We start from the raw sequence: 15,462 nt of genomic DNA, 5'->3' as shown, positions 1-15,462 counted from the left end.
AGACTCGCGCTGGTTGCACTCTATGCGGGCGGGCGCGCACCGGCGTGAGTATGCGTACTCAGCCCCTCCCGTCAGACCCAGGTGTCGAGCCACATGCGGTTGCGCCACGACTCCATCGGCAGGGACTGGCCGGTGTAGATCGGATAGAAGTAGATGAAGTTCCAGACGATCAGCAGGACCAGCACGCCCGCGCCGATCGCCCCCGCCGCGCGCCGCCGCTCCGAGGAGCCCGCCGGTCCGAGCAGGGCTCCGACCAGCATCGCCACCGCGAGGCAGAGGTACGGGACGAAGACCACGGCGTAGAAGTAGAAGATCGTCCGCTCCTGGTAGTTGAACCAGGGCAGGTACCCGGCGGCCAGCGCGCACACGATCGCGCCCGCCCGCCAGTCCCGGCGGAAGACCCAGCGCCACAGCACGTACAGCAGCGCGAAGCAGGCCGTCCACCACAGCAGCGGGGTGCCCAGGGCCAGCACCTCGCGGGCGCACTTGGCCGTCTCGGTGGCCGGGCAGCCGTCGGTGCCCGGTGCCGGCGACTCGTAGAAGTAGGAGACCGGGCGGCCCAGGACCAGCCAGCTCCACGGGTTCGACTCGTAGGTGTGGCCTGAGGTCAGGCCGACGTGGAACTTGTACACCTCGGTCTCGTAGTGCCACAGGCTGGTCAGCCAGTCCGGCAGCCACGACACCCCGCCCTGCTTGGCGGACCAGTCGCGGAAGTAGCCGCCCTTGCCGTTGTCGGGGCTCAGGATCCAGCCCGTCCAGGAGGCCACGTACACGCCGATCGCCACCGGCACCGTGGAGACGAACGCCGGCAGCGCGTCCCGCCGGAGCATCGCGGCGTACGGGGCGCCCGCGCCCGCCACCCGGCGCGCCGACGCGTCCCACAGGACCGTCATCAGCCCGAAGAACGCCAGCACCACCAGGCCGTTCCACTTGGTGCCGAAGGCCAGGCCGAGGCAGACCCCGGCCACCAGGCGCCAGGGCCGCCACCCCAGCCGCAGGGTCTGCGCGATGTGCGCGTCCGGGTGGGCGACGCCCTCCGCGTCCACCGGCAGCGCCGCCGCCAGCCGCGCCCGGGCCCGGTCGCGGTCGACCAGCAGCGCACCGAAGGCCGCCAGTACGAAGAACATGAGCACCAGGTCGAGCAGCGCGGTCCGGCTCATCACGAAGTGCAGGCCGTCCACCGCGAGCAGCACGCCCGCCAGGCAGCCCAGGAACGTCGAGCGGAACAGCCGTCGGCCGATCCGGCACAGCATCAGCACGGACAGGGTCCCGAGCAGCGCGGTCATGAACCGCCAGCCGAAGGGGTCGAAGCCGAACATCCACTCGCCGAGCCCGATGACCCACTTGCCGACCGGCGGGTGCACGACGTAGCCGGGGTCCAGCGGCAGGCTGACCCCGTCCGGGTTCGCGATGATCGACTTGTCGATGTCCTTGGGCCAGCTGGCCTCGTAGCCCTGCCGGACCGTCGCCCAGGCGTCCTTGGCGTAGTAGGTCTCGTCGAATATCACCGCCTTCGGGCTGCCCAGGCCGACGAACCGCAGCACTCCGGCGACCAGCGCGACCAGCAGCGGACCCGCCCAGGCCAGGACCCGCAGCAACCTCTCGGCCGTGGCCGCGGGCACGCCCAGCGCCTTCCACAGGTTCCCGGAAGGCCGGGCGTACGGCGGTACGAGCCGCCGGCGCACGTCCGCGCGCCCCGCCTCGGACGGGATGTAGCCGAAACGGCGCAGTCGGCTCGGCCAGGAGGCCGGCTCGTCGCCGCCCGGGGTGCCGGGCGGCGCCCCCGCGGGGCCGGTGTGGGGAGTCGCGGTACTGGTCACCGGGTCATCGTAGGGAACGCATCTGTGCGAGACAGGTGATCGGGGCTGCGAGGATGGTGAGGTGATTGAACAGCAGCCTTCCGCTCCCGGCTCCGGATCCGGTGCCGGTGTCCTCGTCCTCGCCGGCACGCCCATCGGGGAGATCTCCGACGCGCCGCCCCGCCTGGCCGCCGAGCTGGAGACCGCCGACATCGTCGCCGCGGAGGACACCCGCCGGCTGCGGGGCCTGACGCGCGCGCTCGGCATCCACACCACGGGCCGGGTCGTCTCCTACTTCGAGGGCAACGAATCCGCGCGGACCCCCGAGCTGGTCGAGGCGCTGGCGGGCGGTGCCCGCGTCCTGCTGGTCACCGACGCGGGCATGCCCTCGGTCTCGGACCCCGGCTACCGCCTCGTCGCGGCGGCCGTGGAGCAGGACATCAAGGTCACGGCCGTGCCCGGCCCGTCCGCCGTGCTGACCGCGCTCGCGCTGTCGGGGCTGCCGGTGGACCGCTTCTGCTTCGAGGGCTTCCTGCCGCGCAAGGCGGGGGAGCGCCTGGGACGGCTGCGCGAGGTCGCGGACGAGCGGCGGACGCTCGTCTACTTCGAGGCCCCGCACCGGCTGGACGACACCCTCGCGGCGATGGCCGAGGTCTTCGGCGCCGACCGGCGTGCCGCGGTCTGCCGCGAGCTGACCAAGACGTACGAGGAGGTCAAGCGCGGCGGGCTCGGCGAGCTCGCGGCCTGGGCGGCCGAGGGCGTGCGCGGCGAGATCACGGTCGTGGTCGAGGGTGCGCCGGAGGCCGGACCCGCGGAGCTGGACGCGGAGGAGCTGGTCCGCCGGGTGCGGGTGCGCGAGGAGGCCGGCGAGCGCCGCAAGGAGGCCATCGCGGCCGTGGCGGCGGAGGCGGGCCTACCCAAGCGCGAGGTGTTCGACGCCGTGGTGGCGGCAAAGAATGCGGAACACAAGATGCCGTAACCGGGTAAAGGGCTAGTCTGAAAGGCAAAGATTAGGTCGCGCACCGGGTGCTTTGGGCGTGAACAGTCATGAACGGCCCAAAGGCGGTCCAATACTCGACAGGGCCTGATGCGCTCCCGCCGGAACAGGCGTCCACTGGCAGTTGTCACCAGCGGACCAGAGGAGCTGGCATGAGTGAGATCGCAGACACCCCGGTCCCCGCACCGGCCGCCCCGCGCACCGGCGTGAGCACCGTACGCGAGGCGTACTCCTTCGCCTGCATGAAGTGCGGGTACGGCTGGGAGCAGGCGTACGAGATCGAGCACCACACCGACGGCAAGGGCGAGCCGTTCATCATGTACACGGCGAACGGCGAGCGGGTCCCGTCCCCGCTGTCCAACCCGACCTGCCTGAACTGCGGCGGCCACGTGGTGCGGATCATGCGGGAGGGCCAGGTCTCCTCGGTACTGGGCGTCGTGGACCAGCTCTTCCACCACCGGATCGCCCCGGGCATCGCCGGACCCGTCCCGTCCACGGGCGACGACCGCGAACACGACCGCGCGCACCGGCACCACCGGCACTCCGCCGTGTCGAGCCACGACGCGCCCGGACCGGTGGCGGTGACCGCCGCCGACCGCGGCGAGGGCCCCGGGCTCATGGCCCGCCTGCGCGACCTCTTCCGTACCGGCCGATCCTCATAAGATCGGCCGTATGAGCTCTTCGAAGGACACCCCGCCGCCGCTGCCCGAGCCGCTCCGGGTGGCGGTGGCCGACTCCCACACCCACCTGGACATGCAGGACGGCACGGTCGAGGAGGCCCTCCGGAAGGCCGCCTCCGTCGGCGTGACCACCGTCGTCCAGGTGGGCTGTGACGTGAAGGGCTCCCTGTGGGCCGCCGAGACGGCCGCCCAGTACGACAACGTCCACGCGGCCGTGGCCCTGCACCCCAACGAAGCCCCACGGATCGTGCTCGGCGACCCCGACGGCTGGTCCCGCCAGGGCGCCCGCACCCCCGGAGGCGACAGCGCGCTCGACGAGGCCCTCGCCGAGATCGAACGCCTCGCCGCCCTCCCGCACGTCAAGGCCGTCGGCGAGACCGGCCTCGACTACTTCCGCACCGGCCCCGAGGGCATGGCCGCGCAGGAGCGTTCCTTCCGCGCGCACATCGAGATCGCCAAGCGGCAGGGCAAGGCGCTCGTCATCCACGACCGCGAGGCCCACGCCGACGTCCTGCGCGTCCTGCGCGAAGAGGGCGCCCCGGAACGGACCGTGTTCCACTGCTACTCCGGCGACGCCGACATGGCCCGCGAGTGCGCGGCCGCGGGCTACTACCTGTCCTTCGCCGGGACCGTCACCTTCAAGAACGCGCAGGGGCTGCGCGACGCCCTCGCCGTGACCCCGCTCGACCGGGTCCTCGTCGAGACGGACGCGCCGTTCCTCACCCCGGCGCCGTACCGCGGACGGCCCAACGCCCCGTATCTCATTCCGATCACGGTCCGCGCCATGGCCGCGGCGCGCGGCATCGACGAGGACACCCTCGCGACCGCCCTCGCCGCGAACACCGCCCGCGCCTTCGGGTACTGACGGCTCCCCGCCGCGCCACGGGCACCGCGCACGCCCGCCCCCACAGCCCGGCCCGTCGCACTACTGTCCGTAGTCGCGCCGCTTTGTCGCGTGACGATCGCTCCGCTAGTCTCCCCTGCCCGAACCACCAGGGAGCGAGTCGTGAGCGATACGCAGGGCAGTCACCGGGCGACCGGACGCCGCCGGGCGGTTCCGGCGGCCACCACGGCCGTTCCCGTGCCGGGCCAGGGCGGCCCCCCGTACGAAGACGACGCCGGCGCACCCGGCACCGGCCGCCGCCGGGCCGTACCCGCGCCGGCCCCTCCCCCCTACGAAGGAGACGCCGGCCCGCCCCCCGGCCGGGCCGGCCGCCGCCGCCGCAGCCGCCGCGCCGCCGGCCCCGACAGCTGGCGCCGCCTCGTCCCGCAGGCCCTCGTCGTCGCCTTCCTCGCCGGCGGCACCTCCGCCTTCGTCGCCAGCGACAAGGCCGTCCGCCTCACCGTCGACGGCGTCCCCCGCACCCTGCACACCTTCGCCGACGACGTCGACGAGCTGCTCGCCGCCGAAGGCCTCGGCGTCGGCAGCCACGACCTGGTCGCCCCCGGCCACACCGCCCGCCTGGAGGACGGCGACGAGATCGTCCTCCGCTACGGCCGCCCCCTGCTGCTCACCCTCGACGGCCGGCGCCGCCAGGTGTGGACCACCGCCCGCACCGTCGACGGCGCACTGCGCCAGCTCGGCGTGCGCGCCGAAGGCGCCTACCTCTCCACCTCCCGCTCCGCGCCCATCTCCCGCCGCGGCCTGACGCTGAGCGTGCGCACCGAACGCACCGTCACCTTCATGGCGGACGGCCGCGAGCGGACCATCCGCACCAACTCCGCCACCATCCGCGAGGCCCTGGAACAGGCCGGCATCACCCTCCAGGGCCAGGACACCACCTCCGTACCGCCCGAGACGTTCCCCCGCGACGGCCAGACCGTCACCGTCCTGCGGATCACCGGCACCCGCGAGGTCCGCGAGGAGCAGATCCCGTACGCCGAGGAACGGATCAAGGACGCTTCGCTCTTCGCCGGCACCGAGGTCGTCGAGCGGGCCGGCCGGCCCGGCGCACGCCGCGTCACCTACGCCCTGCGGACCGTCAACGGCGTCCGCCAGAAGCCCCGCCGGATCACCGAGGAGGTCGTCCGCGAGCCCGTCACCCAGGTCGTCAAGGTCGGCACCCGGGCGCTGCCGACCTCCGTGTCGGGCGCCGACGGCCTCGACTGGGGTGCGCTGGCCGCCTGCGAGTCCGGCGGCCGCCCCGGCGCGGTCGACCCGTCGGGCACCTACGGCGGCCTGTACCAGTTCGACGTCAGCACCTGGCGCAGCCTCGGCGGCAGCGGCAGGGCCCAGGACGCGAGCGCCGGCGAGCAGACGTACCGGGCCAAGAAGCTCTACGTACAGCGGGGGGCGAGTCCGTGGCCGCACTGCGGCCGTAGGCTTTACCGGTGAGCACCACTGAGCCTGACGCGACGCCCGACACGACGCCCGACACGACGCCCGCCACCCCGGAAGCCCCCGACGCGCTCCTGGGACCTGCCGACATCCGCGAACTCGCGGCCGTCCTCGGCGTACGCCCGACGAAGCAGAAGGGGCAGAACTTCGTCATCGACGCCAACACGGTGCGCCGCATCGTGCGCACGGCCGGCGTGCGTCCCGAGGACGTGGTGGTCGAGGTCGGCCCCGGGCTCGGCTCGCTGACACTGGCACTGCTCGAGGCCGGCGACTGGGTCACCGCCGTCGAGATCGACGACGTCCTGGCCGCCGCACTGCCCGCGACGATCGCCGCCCGCATGCCCCACCGCAAGGACCGCTTCGCGCTCGTCCACTCGGACGCCATGGTGGTTCAGGAGCTGCCCGGCCCGGCGCCCACCGCGCTCGTCGCCAACCTGCCGTACAACGTCGCCGTCCCCGTGCTGCTCCACATGCTCGACCGCTTCCCGACCATCGAGCGGACCCTCGTCATGGTCCAGGCCGAGGTCGCCGACCGGCTCGCCGCCCGCCCCGGCAACAAGGTCTACGGCGTCCCCTCCGTCAAGGCCAACTGGTACGCCGACGTCAAGCGCGCCGGAGCCATCGGCCGCAACGTCTTCTGGCCCGCGCCCAACGTCGACTCCGGACTCGTCTCGCTCGTCCGCCGCACCGAGCCGGTGGCCACCACCGCCAGCAAGGCCGAGGTCTTCGCCGTCGTCGACGCCGCCTTCGCCCAGCGCCGCAAGACGCTGCGCGCGGCCCTGGCCGGCTGGGCCGGCTCGGCACCCGCCGCCGAGGCCGCCCTCGTCGCCGCCGGGATCTCCCCGCAGGCCCGCGGCGAGGCCCTCACCGTCGAGGAGTTCGCCCGGATCGCGGAGAACAAGCCCGAGCAGGAGAGGGCCGCACTGTGAGCGTCACCGTCCGCGTACCGGCGAAGGTCAACGTCCAGCTCGCCGTCGGAGCCGCCCGCCCCGACGGCTTCCACGACCTCGCCAACGTCTTCCTCGCCGTCTCGCTGTACGACGAGGTGACCGCCACCCCGGCCGACTCCCTGCGGATCACCTGCTCCGGACCGGACGCCGCACAGGTCCCGCTGGACCGCACCAACCTCGCCGCCCGGGCCGCCGAACTCCTCGGCGCCCGCTACGGCATCGAGCCGGACGTCCACCTCCACATCGACAAGGACATCCCCGTCGCCGGCGGCATGGCCGGCGGCAGCGCGGACGGCGCCGCGGCCCTGCTCGCCTGCGATGCGCTCTGGGGCACCCGGGCGAGCCGGGAAGAGCTCCTGGAGATCTGCGCCGAACTGGGCAGCGACGTCCCCTTCAGCCTGGTCGGCGGCGCCGCCCTCGGCACCGGCCGCGGCGAGTTCCTGACCCCGCTGCCCGCCGGCACCTTCCACTGGGTGTTCGCCGTCGCCGACGGCGGCCTGTCCACCCCGGCCGTCTTCCGCGAGTTCGACCGCCTCACCGCCGACCGGGACGTGCCCGCCCCCAAGGCCTCCGAGGCCCTCCTCGCCGCCCTCGCCTCCGGCGACCCGGACGCGCTCGCCGCGACCCTGGCCAACGACCTCCAGCCCGCCGCGCTCTCGCTGCGCCCGCAGCTGGCGCACACCCTGGCCGCGGGCCGGGACGCCGGCGCCCTCGCCGGCCTCGTCTCGGGCTCCGGCCCCACCACGGCTTTCCTGGTCCGCGACGAGGAGTCCGCGGCCAAGGTCACCGCCGCCCTCGAAGCCTCCGCCACCTGCCGCACGGCCCGCCCGGCCACCTCCCCGGCCCCGGGAGCCCGCGTGGTCGCCGACTGAGCGGTCGGGCACTGCCCGGAGGGTTAGGCTGAGGGGCTGATCGAAACCCCCAACCTGGAGCGCGTCTGATGGCCGTCAATCTGGTCAATGTCGAGGCAGTCAGCAAGGTGTACGGCACCCGTACCCTGCTCGACGGCATCTCCCTCGGCGTGTCCGAGGGGGACCGGATCGGCGTCGTCGGCCGGAACGGAGACGGGAAGACCACCCTCATCCGGATGCTCGCGAAGCTGGAAGAGCCCGACACCGGGCGCGTCACCCACAGCGGCGGCACCCGCATGGGGGTCCTCACCCAGCACGACTCCCTCGACCCGTCCGCCACCATCCGGCACGAGATCATCGGCGACATGGCCGACCACGAGTGGGCCGGCAACGCCAAGATCCGCGACGTGCTCACCGGCCTGTTCGGCGGACTCGACCTCCCCGGCTTCGGGCAGGGCCTCGACACCGTCATCGGCCCGCTCTCCGGCGGCGAGCGCCGCCGCATCGCGCTCGCCAAGCTGCTCATCGCCGAGCAGGACCTCCTCGTCCTCGACGAGCCCACCAACCACCTCGACGTCGAAGGCATCGCCTGGCTGGCGGCGCACCTCCAGGAGCGCCGCTCCGCCCTCGTCTGCGTCACCCACGACCGCTGGTTCCTCGACCAGGTCTGCACCCGGATGTGGGACGTCCAGCGCGGTGACGTGCACGAGTACGAAGGCGGCTACAGCGACTACGTCTTCGCCCGCGCCGAGCGCGACCGCATCGCCGCCACCGAGGAGTCCAAGCGGCAGAACCTGATGCGCAAGGAGCTGGCCTGGCTGCGCCGCGGTGCCCCCGCCCGGACCTCCAAGCCGCGCTACCGCATCGAGGCGGCCAACGAACTCATCGCCGACGTGCCGCCGCCGCGCGACCGCTCCGAGCTGATGCGCTTCGCCAACGCCCGCCTCGGCAAGACGGTCTTCGAGCTCGAGGACGTCTCCGTCCAGGCCGGGCCGAAGTCCCTCCTCAAGCACCTCACCTGGCACCTCGGCCCCGGCGACCGCATCGGCCTCGTCGGCGTCAACGGCGCCGGCAAGACCTCCCTGCTGCGCGCCCTCGCCGAGGCCGCGCGCACGCAGGGCGACACCCAGCCCGCCGCGGGCAAGATCACGGTCGGCAAGACCGTCAAGCTCGCCTACCTCTCCCAGGAGGTCGGCGAACTCGACCCCTCCCTGCGGGTCCTGGAAGCCGTCCAGCGCGTCCGCGACCGGGTCGACCTCGGCAAGGGCCGAGAGATGACCGCCGGTCAGCTCTGCGAGCAGTTCGGCTTCACCAAGGAGAAGCAGTGGACGCCCGTCGGCGACCTCTCCGGCGGTGAGCGCCGCCGCCTGCAGATCCTGCGCCTGCTGATGGACGAGCCGAACGTCCTCTTCCTCGACGAGCCCACCAACGACCTCGACATCGAGACCCTCACCCAGCTGGAGGACCTCCTCGACGGCTGGCCCGGCTCGCTCATCGTCATCAGCCACGACCGCTTCTTCATCGAGCGCACCACCGACACCGTGATGGCGCTGCTCGGCGACCAGACCCTGCGGATGCTGCCGCGCGGCCTGGACGAGTACCTGGAGCGCCGTCGGCGGATGATCGAGGCCGCGGCTCCCGCGCCCGCTCCCTCCGCCCCCGCCAAGGAGAAGCCGGCGGGCGACTCCCGGGCTGCGAAGAAGGAACTCCAGAAGATCGAGCGTCAGCTCAACAAGCTCTCCGACCGCGAGTCCCAGCTGCACGCGCAGATCGCCGACAACGCCACCGACTACGACAAGGTGGCCAAGCTCGACGCCGATCTGAGGGAACTGCTCTCCGAGCGGGACGAGTTGGAGATGCGCTGGCTGGAGCTCGCCGAAGACGCATAGGAATCCACCCCTCCGGCCGTCAACTGGCCGGATAACGGCGGTGTCACGGGCCGGTCCTCCCTTGGGAACAGGGGCTGGACCGGCCCGTCCGCATGTGGCCGGTGGTGATAGAAAGAACGTCCCCACCATCCCCGCGCACCCGAACCAGAAGGTACGAGCTGATGACTCAGCCGCCGCACGAGCCGTCGAACCAGCCTCCCGTACCTCCCGGTTACGGACACCTGCCCGGCCCGCCGCAGCCCGGGTACGGTCAGCCGCCGCAGGGCCCGAACCCGTACGCCCAGCCGGCTCCGCAGGCGCAGCAGCCGCCGCAGCCGCACCCCGGCGCCAACCCGTACGCGCAGCAGCCCCACCCGCAGCAGCAGTACGCCCAGCCGCAGCCCCAGCCGGGCTACGCCTACCCGCCCCCGCCGCCCGGCCACCTGCCGGGCCCGCCCGTCCACGGCGGCGGCCCGAAGAAGAAGACCCTCGCGATCGTCGCGGCCGCCGTGGCGGGCGCCCTGGTCCTCGGTACCGCAGGCTGGTTCCTCCTCGGTGAGGACGACCCGAAGGAGCCGCTCGCCAAGCCGGCCGCGACCGGCGACGCCAAGCCCTCGGGATCGCCTTCCGTCGACACCGGCGACGGCAGCGGTGACGGCGGCGAGGCCGAACAGGACCTCAACGCGGGCCGCAAGCCCGGCGAGGACCGGGTCCTGTTCCTCAAGGTGAACGACATCGACATCCCGGGCAACGGCGCCGACGCCCCCGGCATGTGGGTCGTCGGCGACACCGTCGCCAAGGCCGCCTACAAGTCCGTCACCGGCTACGCCGGCGCCGACGGCAAGAAGAAGTGGACCGTCGCCCTCGGCGGCGAGATCTGCGGCTCCGCCCGCCAGGTCACCGCCGACGGCAAGACCGTCGTCGCCTTCAAGAACGGCACGAGCAAGACCGCCGACTGCAACCAGCTCAGGCAGATCGACCTCAAGACGGGCACCGTGGGCTGGACGAAGGAGGTCCCCCAGGAGGGCCTCTTCGACATCATGTCCACCCTCAACCTCGCCATCAGCGGGGACACGCTCGCCGTCAGCCGCATCGGACCCTCCAGCGCCTTCAAGGTCAGCGACGGCACCAAGCTCTTCGCCCGCACCGAAGGCCCCTGCCTCGCCGACGAGTACGCGGGCGGCGCCAAGCTGGTCGCCGTCACCACCTGCGCGCAGGGCATGGAGAAGCGCCACGAGCAGGTCGAGGGCATCGACCCGAAGACCGGCAAGGTGCAGTGGGCGTACAAGCTCCCCGCCACCTTCAAGGTCAACAAGATCTACTCGGTCGACCCGGTGATCATCGACACGGCCAGCAAGGACAAGGACAAGCGCGCCATCGTCGTCCTGAACGCCGACGGCACCAAGCGCAGCCACCTCTCCGGCGAGGGGAAGTTCTCCGCCAGCTGCTGGTTCAACATCTTCGGCCGGGACCTCCAGGGCTGCGTCGGCGCCGTCGTCATCGGCGACACCTTCCACCTGATGACCTACGGCAAGGACAACGAGATCGTCGCCTTCGACCTTGGCACCGGCAAGGCGGGCAAGCGCGTCAAGGCCCCCGCGGGCCGCATGATCATCCCGCTGCACGCCGAGGGCGGACGGCTCTACGCGTACGTCGAGCCGTCGAACGACAAGGGCGGCGAAGTCGTGTCGGTGGCGCCCGGGTCCACCACCCCCAGGACCGAGCTGCGCCACCCGACCGGGGCCAAGGACATCGAAGACTCCTTCTACAGCCCCCAGATCGCCTACGCGGACGGCCGTTTCTACATCTCCGCCACCCGCCTGCTGGGCAAGGACGGCGCCAAGGAAAAGCTCCTGCTGGCCTTCGGCAAGTGAGCCCCGCAACCCGAGAGGCAGAACCCATCCGATGAGCACTCCGCCGCCCCCACCGCCGAACCAGCCCCCGCAGGGCGGTTTCGGTGCGCCGCAGGAGCCCCCGCCCGGCGGTTTCGGCGCCCCGCCGCCCATGCCGCCGCAGCCGTCGCCCCAGGGATACGGCCACCCGCCGCAGCAGCCCGGGTACGGCTACCCGCAGGAGCAGCCGCCCGGCTACGGCTACCCGCAGCAGCCGCAGCCCGGCTACGGCTTCCCGCAGCCGCCCACCCAGCCGATGTACGGGCCGGGCGCTCCCGCCCCCCGCCCGCCGGCCGGCGGCGGCAACGACCGGCGCAACCAGCTGCTGATCATCGTGGCCGCGGTCGTCGCGATCGCGCTGATCGTGGTGGGCGGATTCTGGTACGCCGCCCAGCCCGCCGACGAGCCGGGCCAGAAGAAGCCCGTGGCCCAGGGCACCGACGAGCCCTCCGGCGGGTCGGACAAGCCCGCGGCCGCCGCGTCCGAGAAGCCCCCGGCCGACACCGGCTCCCGGCTGCTGGTCGCCGCGCCGCACCCCAAGATCGAGAACATGGTCAACGTCGGCGGCTCCTGGCTCACCGAATCCCTCTACGTCAAGACCGACGTGCTCAAGATCGTCGGCTACGACCTCGCCACGATGAAGCCGAAGTGGACGCTCCCGCTCCCCGGTCAGGTCTGCGCCACCACGCAGCACGTCAGCGGCGAGAAGACCGCGATCGTCTTCGAACCCGCCAAGCGCGTGGGCAAGTACAACCGCCAGCCCTGCAGCGAGGTGGCGGTGCTCGACCTCGCCACCGGAAAGCTGCTGTGGCAGAGCTTCGCCAAGGGCACGAGCAGCGGCGACCAGAAGGTCGACTTCAAGGAGATCACCCTCAGCGGCGACACCGTCGCCGCGGGCGGTCTCGGCGGCGGCGCCGCCTGGCGGCTCGCCGACGGCAAGAGCCTGTGGATCCCGAAGATCGACGCCGACTCCTGCTACGACCTCGGCTACGGCGGCGGCGCGGGCCTCGCGGTCATCCGCAAGTGCGGTGACTACGGCTCCCAGTACCTGCAGGCCCAGGCCCTCGACCCGGTCACCGGCGCGCCCGTCGCCACGTACAGGCTGCCGCCCGGCATCTCCTGGGCCAGCATCGTCTCCGCCAAGCCGCTGGTCGTCACCACCGACCTCAACAACCGCGGCAGCATCAGCGACATCTTCTCCATCGACGAGAAGACCGGCGCACTGAAGACCCGCATCGGCCTCGCCAAGGGGCTGTACGCCCCCAACTGCCGCTCAGGCACCGGCGTCGAGGTGTGCGAGAAGGTCGTCGTCGGCAACGGCCGCATCTACCTGCCGTCAGCCGAGCACGACGGCAGCGCCAAGTACGAGCGCACCAACGAAATCGTGTCGTTCGACCTGACGACCGGCAAGCAGACGGCCGACCGTGCGGACGCGGGCAGCCGCAGCACGATCTTCCCGCTGCGCATGGACGGGCCGAACATCATCGCCTACGCCTGGCCGCCGTACAACGCGGGCGGCCGGATCGTCAGCATCGACCCGAAGACGATGAAGCAGACGGTCCTCATGCAGAACCCGTCCGACGTCGCCGCCCGGGCCAAGGAGACCAGCTTCTCCTCGAACTTCGCGGAGATCCGGTACCGCAAGGGCTACCTCTTCAGTTCGGAGACGCTGATCGACAAGCCGTACAACGCGGAGGACGCCAAGCGGGACTACCTGTACGTCGGCTTCCACGCGAAGTGACGGACGGTCCCTGACGGCAGCCGACGGACCGCAGAACCACAGGTGGGTGTCTCCCGGACAAGGGAGGCACCCACCTTTCGGCCTTCCGGGGGCTTCTCGCCGGTATCCGGCCCACGGCGTCGAACAAGCGTGTAGCTTGCCGGGGCAGACGGGGTCGGGAGGTCGGCGTTGGGGGCCGGATGGGCGTACGGGTCATGGTGGTCGACGAGCACCGGCTGCTGGCGGAGGCACTCGCCTCGGCCCTGAAGCTGCGCGGGCACCGCGTCCTCGCCGCAGCCGCACCGGCGGCGGGGGCCGCCGAGCTGGTGATCAGCCGCGCCCCCGAGGTGTGCCTCCTGGGCACCGCGACACCCGCCGAGCCGGGGGTCTTCGAACCCATCGTGCGGATCAAGCGCGAGCGGCCGCAGATCGCCGTCGTGGTCCTCGGCCCGGTGCCGAGCCCCCGCGGGATCGCCGCTGCCTTCGCCGCCGGCGCCTCCGGGTACGTACGCCACGACGAGCGCATCGAGGGCGTCGAACGCGCCCTGGCCAAGGCCCGGGCGGGCGAGGCCGCCGTCGCGCCGCAACTGCTCCAGAGCGCCTTCGCCGAACTGCTCAACCCGGCCGCACAGCCCGACGACGAAGGCAGCCGGCTGCTCCAGCTGCTCACCCCGCGCGAGGTGGAGGTGCTGGTCCGGGTCGCCGAGGGCGAGGACACCCGGCTGATCGCCGCCGGCATGAGCATCGCCCCGAGCACAGCGCGCACACATGTCCAGCGGGTACTGATGAAGCTGGGCGTCGGCTCCCGGCTGGAGGCCGCCGCCCTGGCTGCCCGTACCGGCTTGCTGGACCGCGCGAGCATCCCGGCCCAGCCGGGTCCCCGGGAGTAGCCGGGCCGCCGGCGGCCCGCACGGACGGCCGCTCCGGCACCGGGGTCAACACCGGCGTCAACACCGGCGTCAACGCGGAGCGTCCTCGCGCCGCCCCGAGTTCTTCACCGGCACGCGGGGTTGCGGCAAGGTGTCGTTCCCCGGAGGCTCCGCATCCGGTATGAGCGTGTGTCATCAGCGAAACATTCTGAGAGGCAAGCGAGTGAACAAGTACCTGGTCACCGGCGGAGCCGGATACGTCGGCAGTGTCGTGGCGGCCCACCTCCTGGAGGCGGGCCACGAGGTCACCGTCCTCGACGACCTCTCCACGGGCTTCTCCGCGGGCGTCCCCGCCGGCGCCCGCCTGATCGACGGCCGGATCCAGGACGCGAGCCGCCACCTGGACCCCTCCTACGACGCCGTCCTGCACTTCGCCGCCTCCTCCCAGGTCGGCGAGTCCGTCGCCGACCCGGGCAAGTACTGGGCGAACAACGTCGGCGGCACCCTGGAGCTGCTCACGGCCATGCGCGGGGCCGGAGTGCGCAAGCTGGTGTTCTCCTCCACCGCCGCCACCTACGGCGAGCCCACCGAGGGCCGCCTCACCGAGTCCTCGGTGACCGCCCCCACCAACCCGTACGGCGCCTCCAAGCTGGCCGTCGACCACATGATCGCGGGGGAGTGCGCGGCACACGGACTCGCCGCCGTCTCGCTGCGGTACTTCAACGTCGCCGGCGCGTACCGGGAGTTCGGCGAGCGGCACGACCCCGAGACCCACCTGATCCCGCTGGTCCTCCAGGTGGCGCTGGGGCAGCGCGCGTCCATCTCGGTGTTCGGGGACGACTACCCGACCCCCGACGGGACCTGCGTGCGCGACTACATCCACGTCGCCGACCTCGCCGAGGCCCATCTCTCCGCCCTCGGCGCCGCCGCCCCCGGCGAGCACCTCGTGTGCAATCTCGGCAACGGCAACGGCTTCTCCGTCCGCGAGGTCATCGAGACGGTCCGCAAGGTCACCGGCCGCGAGATCCCCGAAGTGGCCGCACCCCGCCGGGCCGGCGACCCGGCCGTCCTCGTCGCCGCCGCCGACACCGCCCGGGAGCGGCTCGGCTGGACGCCGACCCGCTCGGACCTGGCCGGAATCGTCGCGGACGCGTGGGAGTTCGCCCTCCGCCGGGAGGCGCAGACCCGGGACGGGGCCTAGCCTCACCGCCCGGTCCGCCGTCGCACCGCGCCCGGGGAGGGCAGAGTTTCGGCCACCCCGGGCGACTGCGGAAGCCGCTGGAGCCTGTACATACCGTGCGGTACGCGGGAGTTGACGAGGTGCACCCGGGAAATCCGCTGGGAGAACTTCTGAGATTCGGCCAACTGCCGCCAGCCGTGCCCCTTACGCTGATGCTCGACACCGGTGGGGGCCGGTGTTGATTCAGGGGTCGAGACAGTCGGGTACGACGTCCGGACCGGGGTAGCAGTCCAGTTGCGGCGGCGGCCGTGGCTCCTG

The 15,462-nt window shown here is 72.5% G+C and carries 12 protein-coding genes; 11 read left to right on the top strand and 1 reads right to left on the bottom strand.

Annotated elements, in window-relative coordinates; translation table 11 throughout:
* Positions 1–71 precede the first annotated feature (71 nt).
* Entirely contained in the window at positions 72–1,820 is a 1,749-nt protein-coding gene (locus ACZ7H1_RS14150; protein WP_470786538.1) for a dolichyl-phosphate-mannose--protein mannosyltransferase, read from the bottom strand.
* Between the two features lie 61 nt (positions 1,821–1,881).
* Between ACZ7H1_RS14150 and rsmI the strand changes: the two genes are divergently transcribed.
* The 11 genes from rsmI (at position 1,882) to galE (ending at position 15,165) form a co-directional block, all read left to right on the top strand.
* Positions 1,882–2,778, top strand: a complete 897-nt coding sequence (rsmI, locus tag ACZ7H1_RS14145; RefSeq protein ID WP_470786536.1) for a 16S rRNA (cytidine(1402)-2'-O)-methyltransferase — start codon at positions 1,882–1,884, stop codon at positions 2,776–2,778.
* A 170-nt stretch (positions 2,779–2,948) separates the two neighbouring features.
* Complete coding sequence (locus tag ACZ7H1_RS14140) at positions 2,949–3,458, top strand: hypothetical protein (RefSeq protein WP_470786534.1); 510 nt, start codon at positions 2,949–2,951, stop codon at positions 3,456–3,458.
* A 10-nt stretch (positions 3,459–3,468) separates the two neighbouring features.
* Positions 3,469–4,341, top strand: coding sequence for a TatD family hydrolase (locus ACZ7H1_RS14135; RefSeq protein WP_470786532.1), 873 nt, complete (start codon positions 3,469–3,471; stop codon positions 4,339–4,341).
* Between the two features lie 141 nt (positions 4,342–4,482).
* Complete coding sequence (locus ACZ7H1_RS14130; RefSeq protein WP_470786530.1) at positions 4,483–5,811, top strand: ubiquitin-like domain-containing protein; 1,329 nt, start codon at positions 4,483–4,485, stop codon at positions 5,809–5,811.
* A gap of 77 nt (positions 5,812–5,888) precedes the next feature.
* The gene (gene rsmA, locus ACZ7H1_RS14125) at positions 5,889–6,743 is read left to right on the top strand and encodes a 16S rRNA (adenine(1518)-N(6)/adenine(1519)-N(6))-dimethyltransferase RsmA (RefSeq protein WP_470786645.1); all 855 of its coding nucleotides are present in this window, start codon (positions 5,889–5,891) and stop codon (positions 6,741–6,743) included.
* On the top strand, positions 6,740–7,636 hold the full coding sequence (locus ACZ7H1_RS14120) for a 4-(cytidine 5'-diphospho)-2-C-methyl-D-erythritol kinase (protein WP_470786528.1): 897 nt from the start codon (positions 6,740–6,742) through the stop codon (positions 7,634–7,636). Before rsmA ends, ACZ7H1_RS14120 begins: the two co-directional genes overlap by 4 nt.
* A 68-nt stretch (positions 7,637–7,704) precedes the next feature.
* On the top strand, positions 7,705–9,504 hold the full coding sequence (locus ACZ7H1_RS14115) for an ABC-F family ATP-binding cassette domain-containing protein (RefSeq protein ID WP_470786527.1): 1,800 nt from the start codon (positions 7,705–7,707) through the stop codon (positions 9,502–9,504).
* 161 nt (positions 9,505–9,665) lie between these two features.
* A complete protein-coding gene (locus ACZ7H1_RS14110; RefSeq protein WP_470786525.1) occupies positions 9,666–11,357 on the top strand; it encodes an outer membrane protein assembly factor BamB family protein in 1,692 nt (563 codons plus the stop codon).
* Positions 11,358–11,388: 31 nt separating this feature from the next.
* A complete protein-coding gene (locus ACZ7H1_RS14105) occupies positions 11,389–13,116 on the top strand; it encodes an outer membrane protein assembly factor BamB family protein (RefSeq protein ID WP_470786523.1) in 1,728 nt (575 codons plus the stop codon).
* A gap of 179 nt (positions 13,117–13,295) precedes the next feature.
* Positions 13,296–13,985 (top strand): response regulator transcription factor, encoded by a 690-nt coding sequence (locus tag ACZ7H1_RS14100; RefSeq protein ID WP_470786522.1) that lies wholly within the window; start codon positions 13,296–13,298, stop codon positions 13,983–13,985.
* Positions 13,986–14,145: 160 nt separating this feature from the next.
* On the top strand, positions 14,146–15,165 hold the full coding sequence (gene galE, locus ACZ7H1_RS14095; RefSeq protein WP_470786520.1) for a UDP-glucose 4-epimerase GalE: 1,020 nt from the start codon (positions 14,146–14,148) through the stop codon (positions 15,163–15,165).
* The last annotated feature ends 297 nt before the right edge of the window (positions 15,166–15,462 follow it).

Source organism: Streptomyces sp. NPDC037401 (assembly GCF_055602345.1).
The sequence above is the reverse complement of the archived record's forward strand: the minus strand, read 5'-3'. Positions and strand labels throughout refer to the sequence as shown.

Excerpts from the sequence above, each read along its gene's own strand:
- ACZ7H1_RS14140 (WP_470786534.1), top strand. The coding sequence starts at position 2,949 with ATGAGTGAGATCGCAGACACCCCGGTCCCCGCACCGGCCGCCCCGCGC.
- ACZ7H1_RS14135 (WP_470786532.1), top strand. The coding sequence starts at position 3,469 with ATGAGCTCTTCGAAGGACACCCCGCCGCCGCTGCCCGAGCCGCTCCGG.
- ACZ7H1_RS14115 (WP_470786527.1), top strand. The coding sequence starts at position 7,705 with ATGGCCGTCAATCTGGTCAATGTCGAGGCAGTCAGCAAGGTGTACGGC.
- ACZ7H1_RS14110 (WP_470786525.1), top strand. The coding sequence starts at position 9,666 with ATGACTCAGCCGCCGCACGAGCCGTCGAACCAGCCTCCCGTACCTCCC.
- ACZ7H1_RS14105 (WP_470786523.1), top strand. The coding sequence starts at position 11,389 with ATGAGCACTCCGCCGCCCCCACCGCCGAACCAGCCCCCGCAGGGCGGT.
- ACZ7H1_RS14100 (WP_470786522.1), top strand. The coding sequence starts at position 13,296 with ATGGGCGTACGGGTCATGGTGGTCGACGAGCACCGGCTGCTGGCGGAG.
- galE (WP_470786520.1), top strand. The coding sequence starts at position 14,146 with ATGAGCGTGTGTCATCAGCGAAACATTCTGAGAGGCAAGCGAGTGAAC.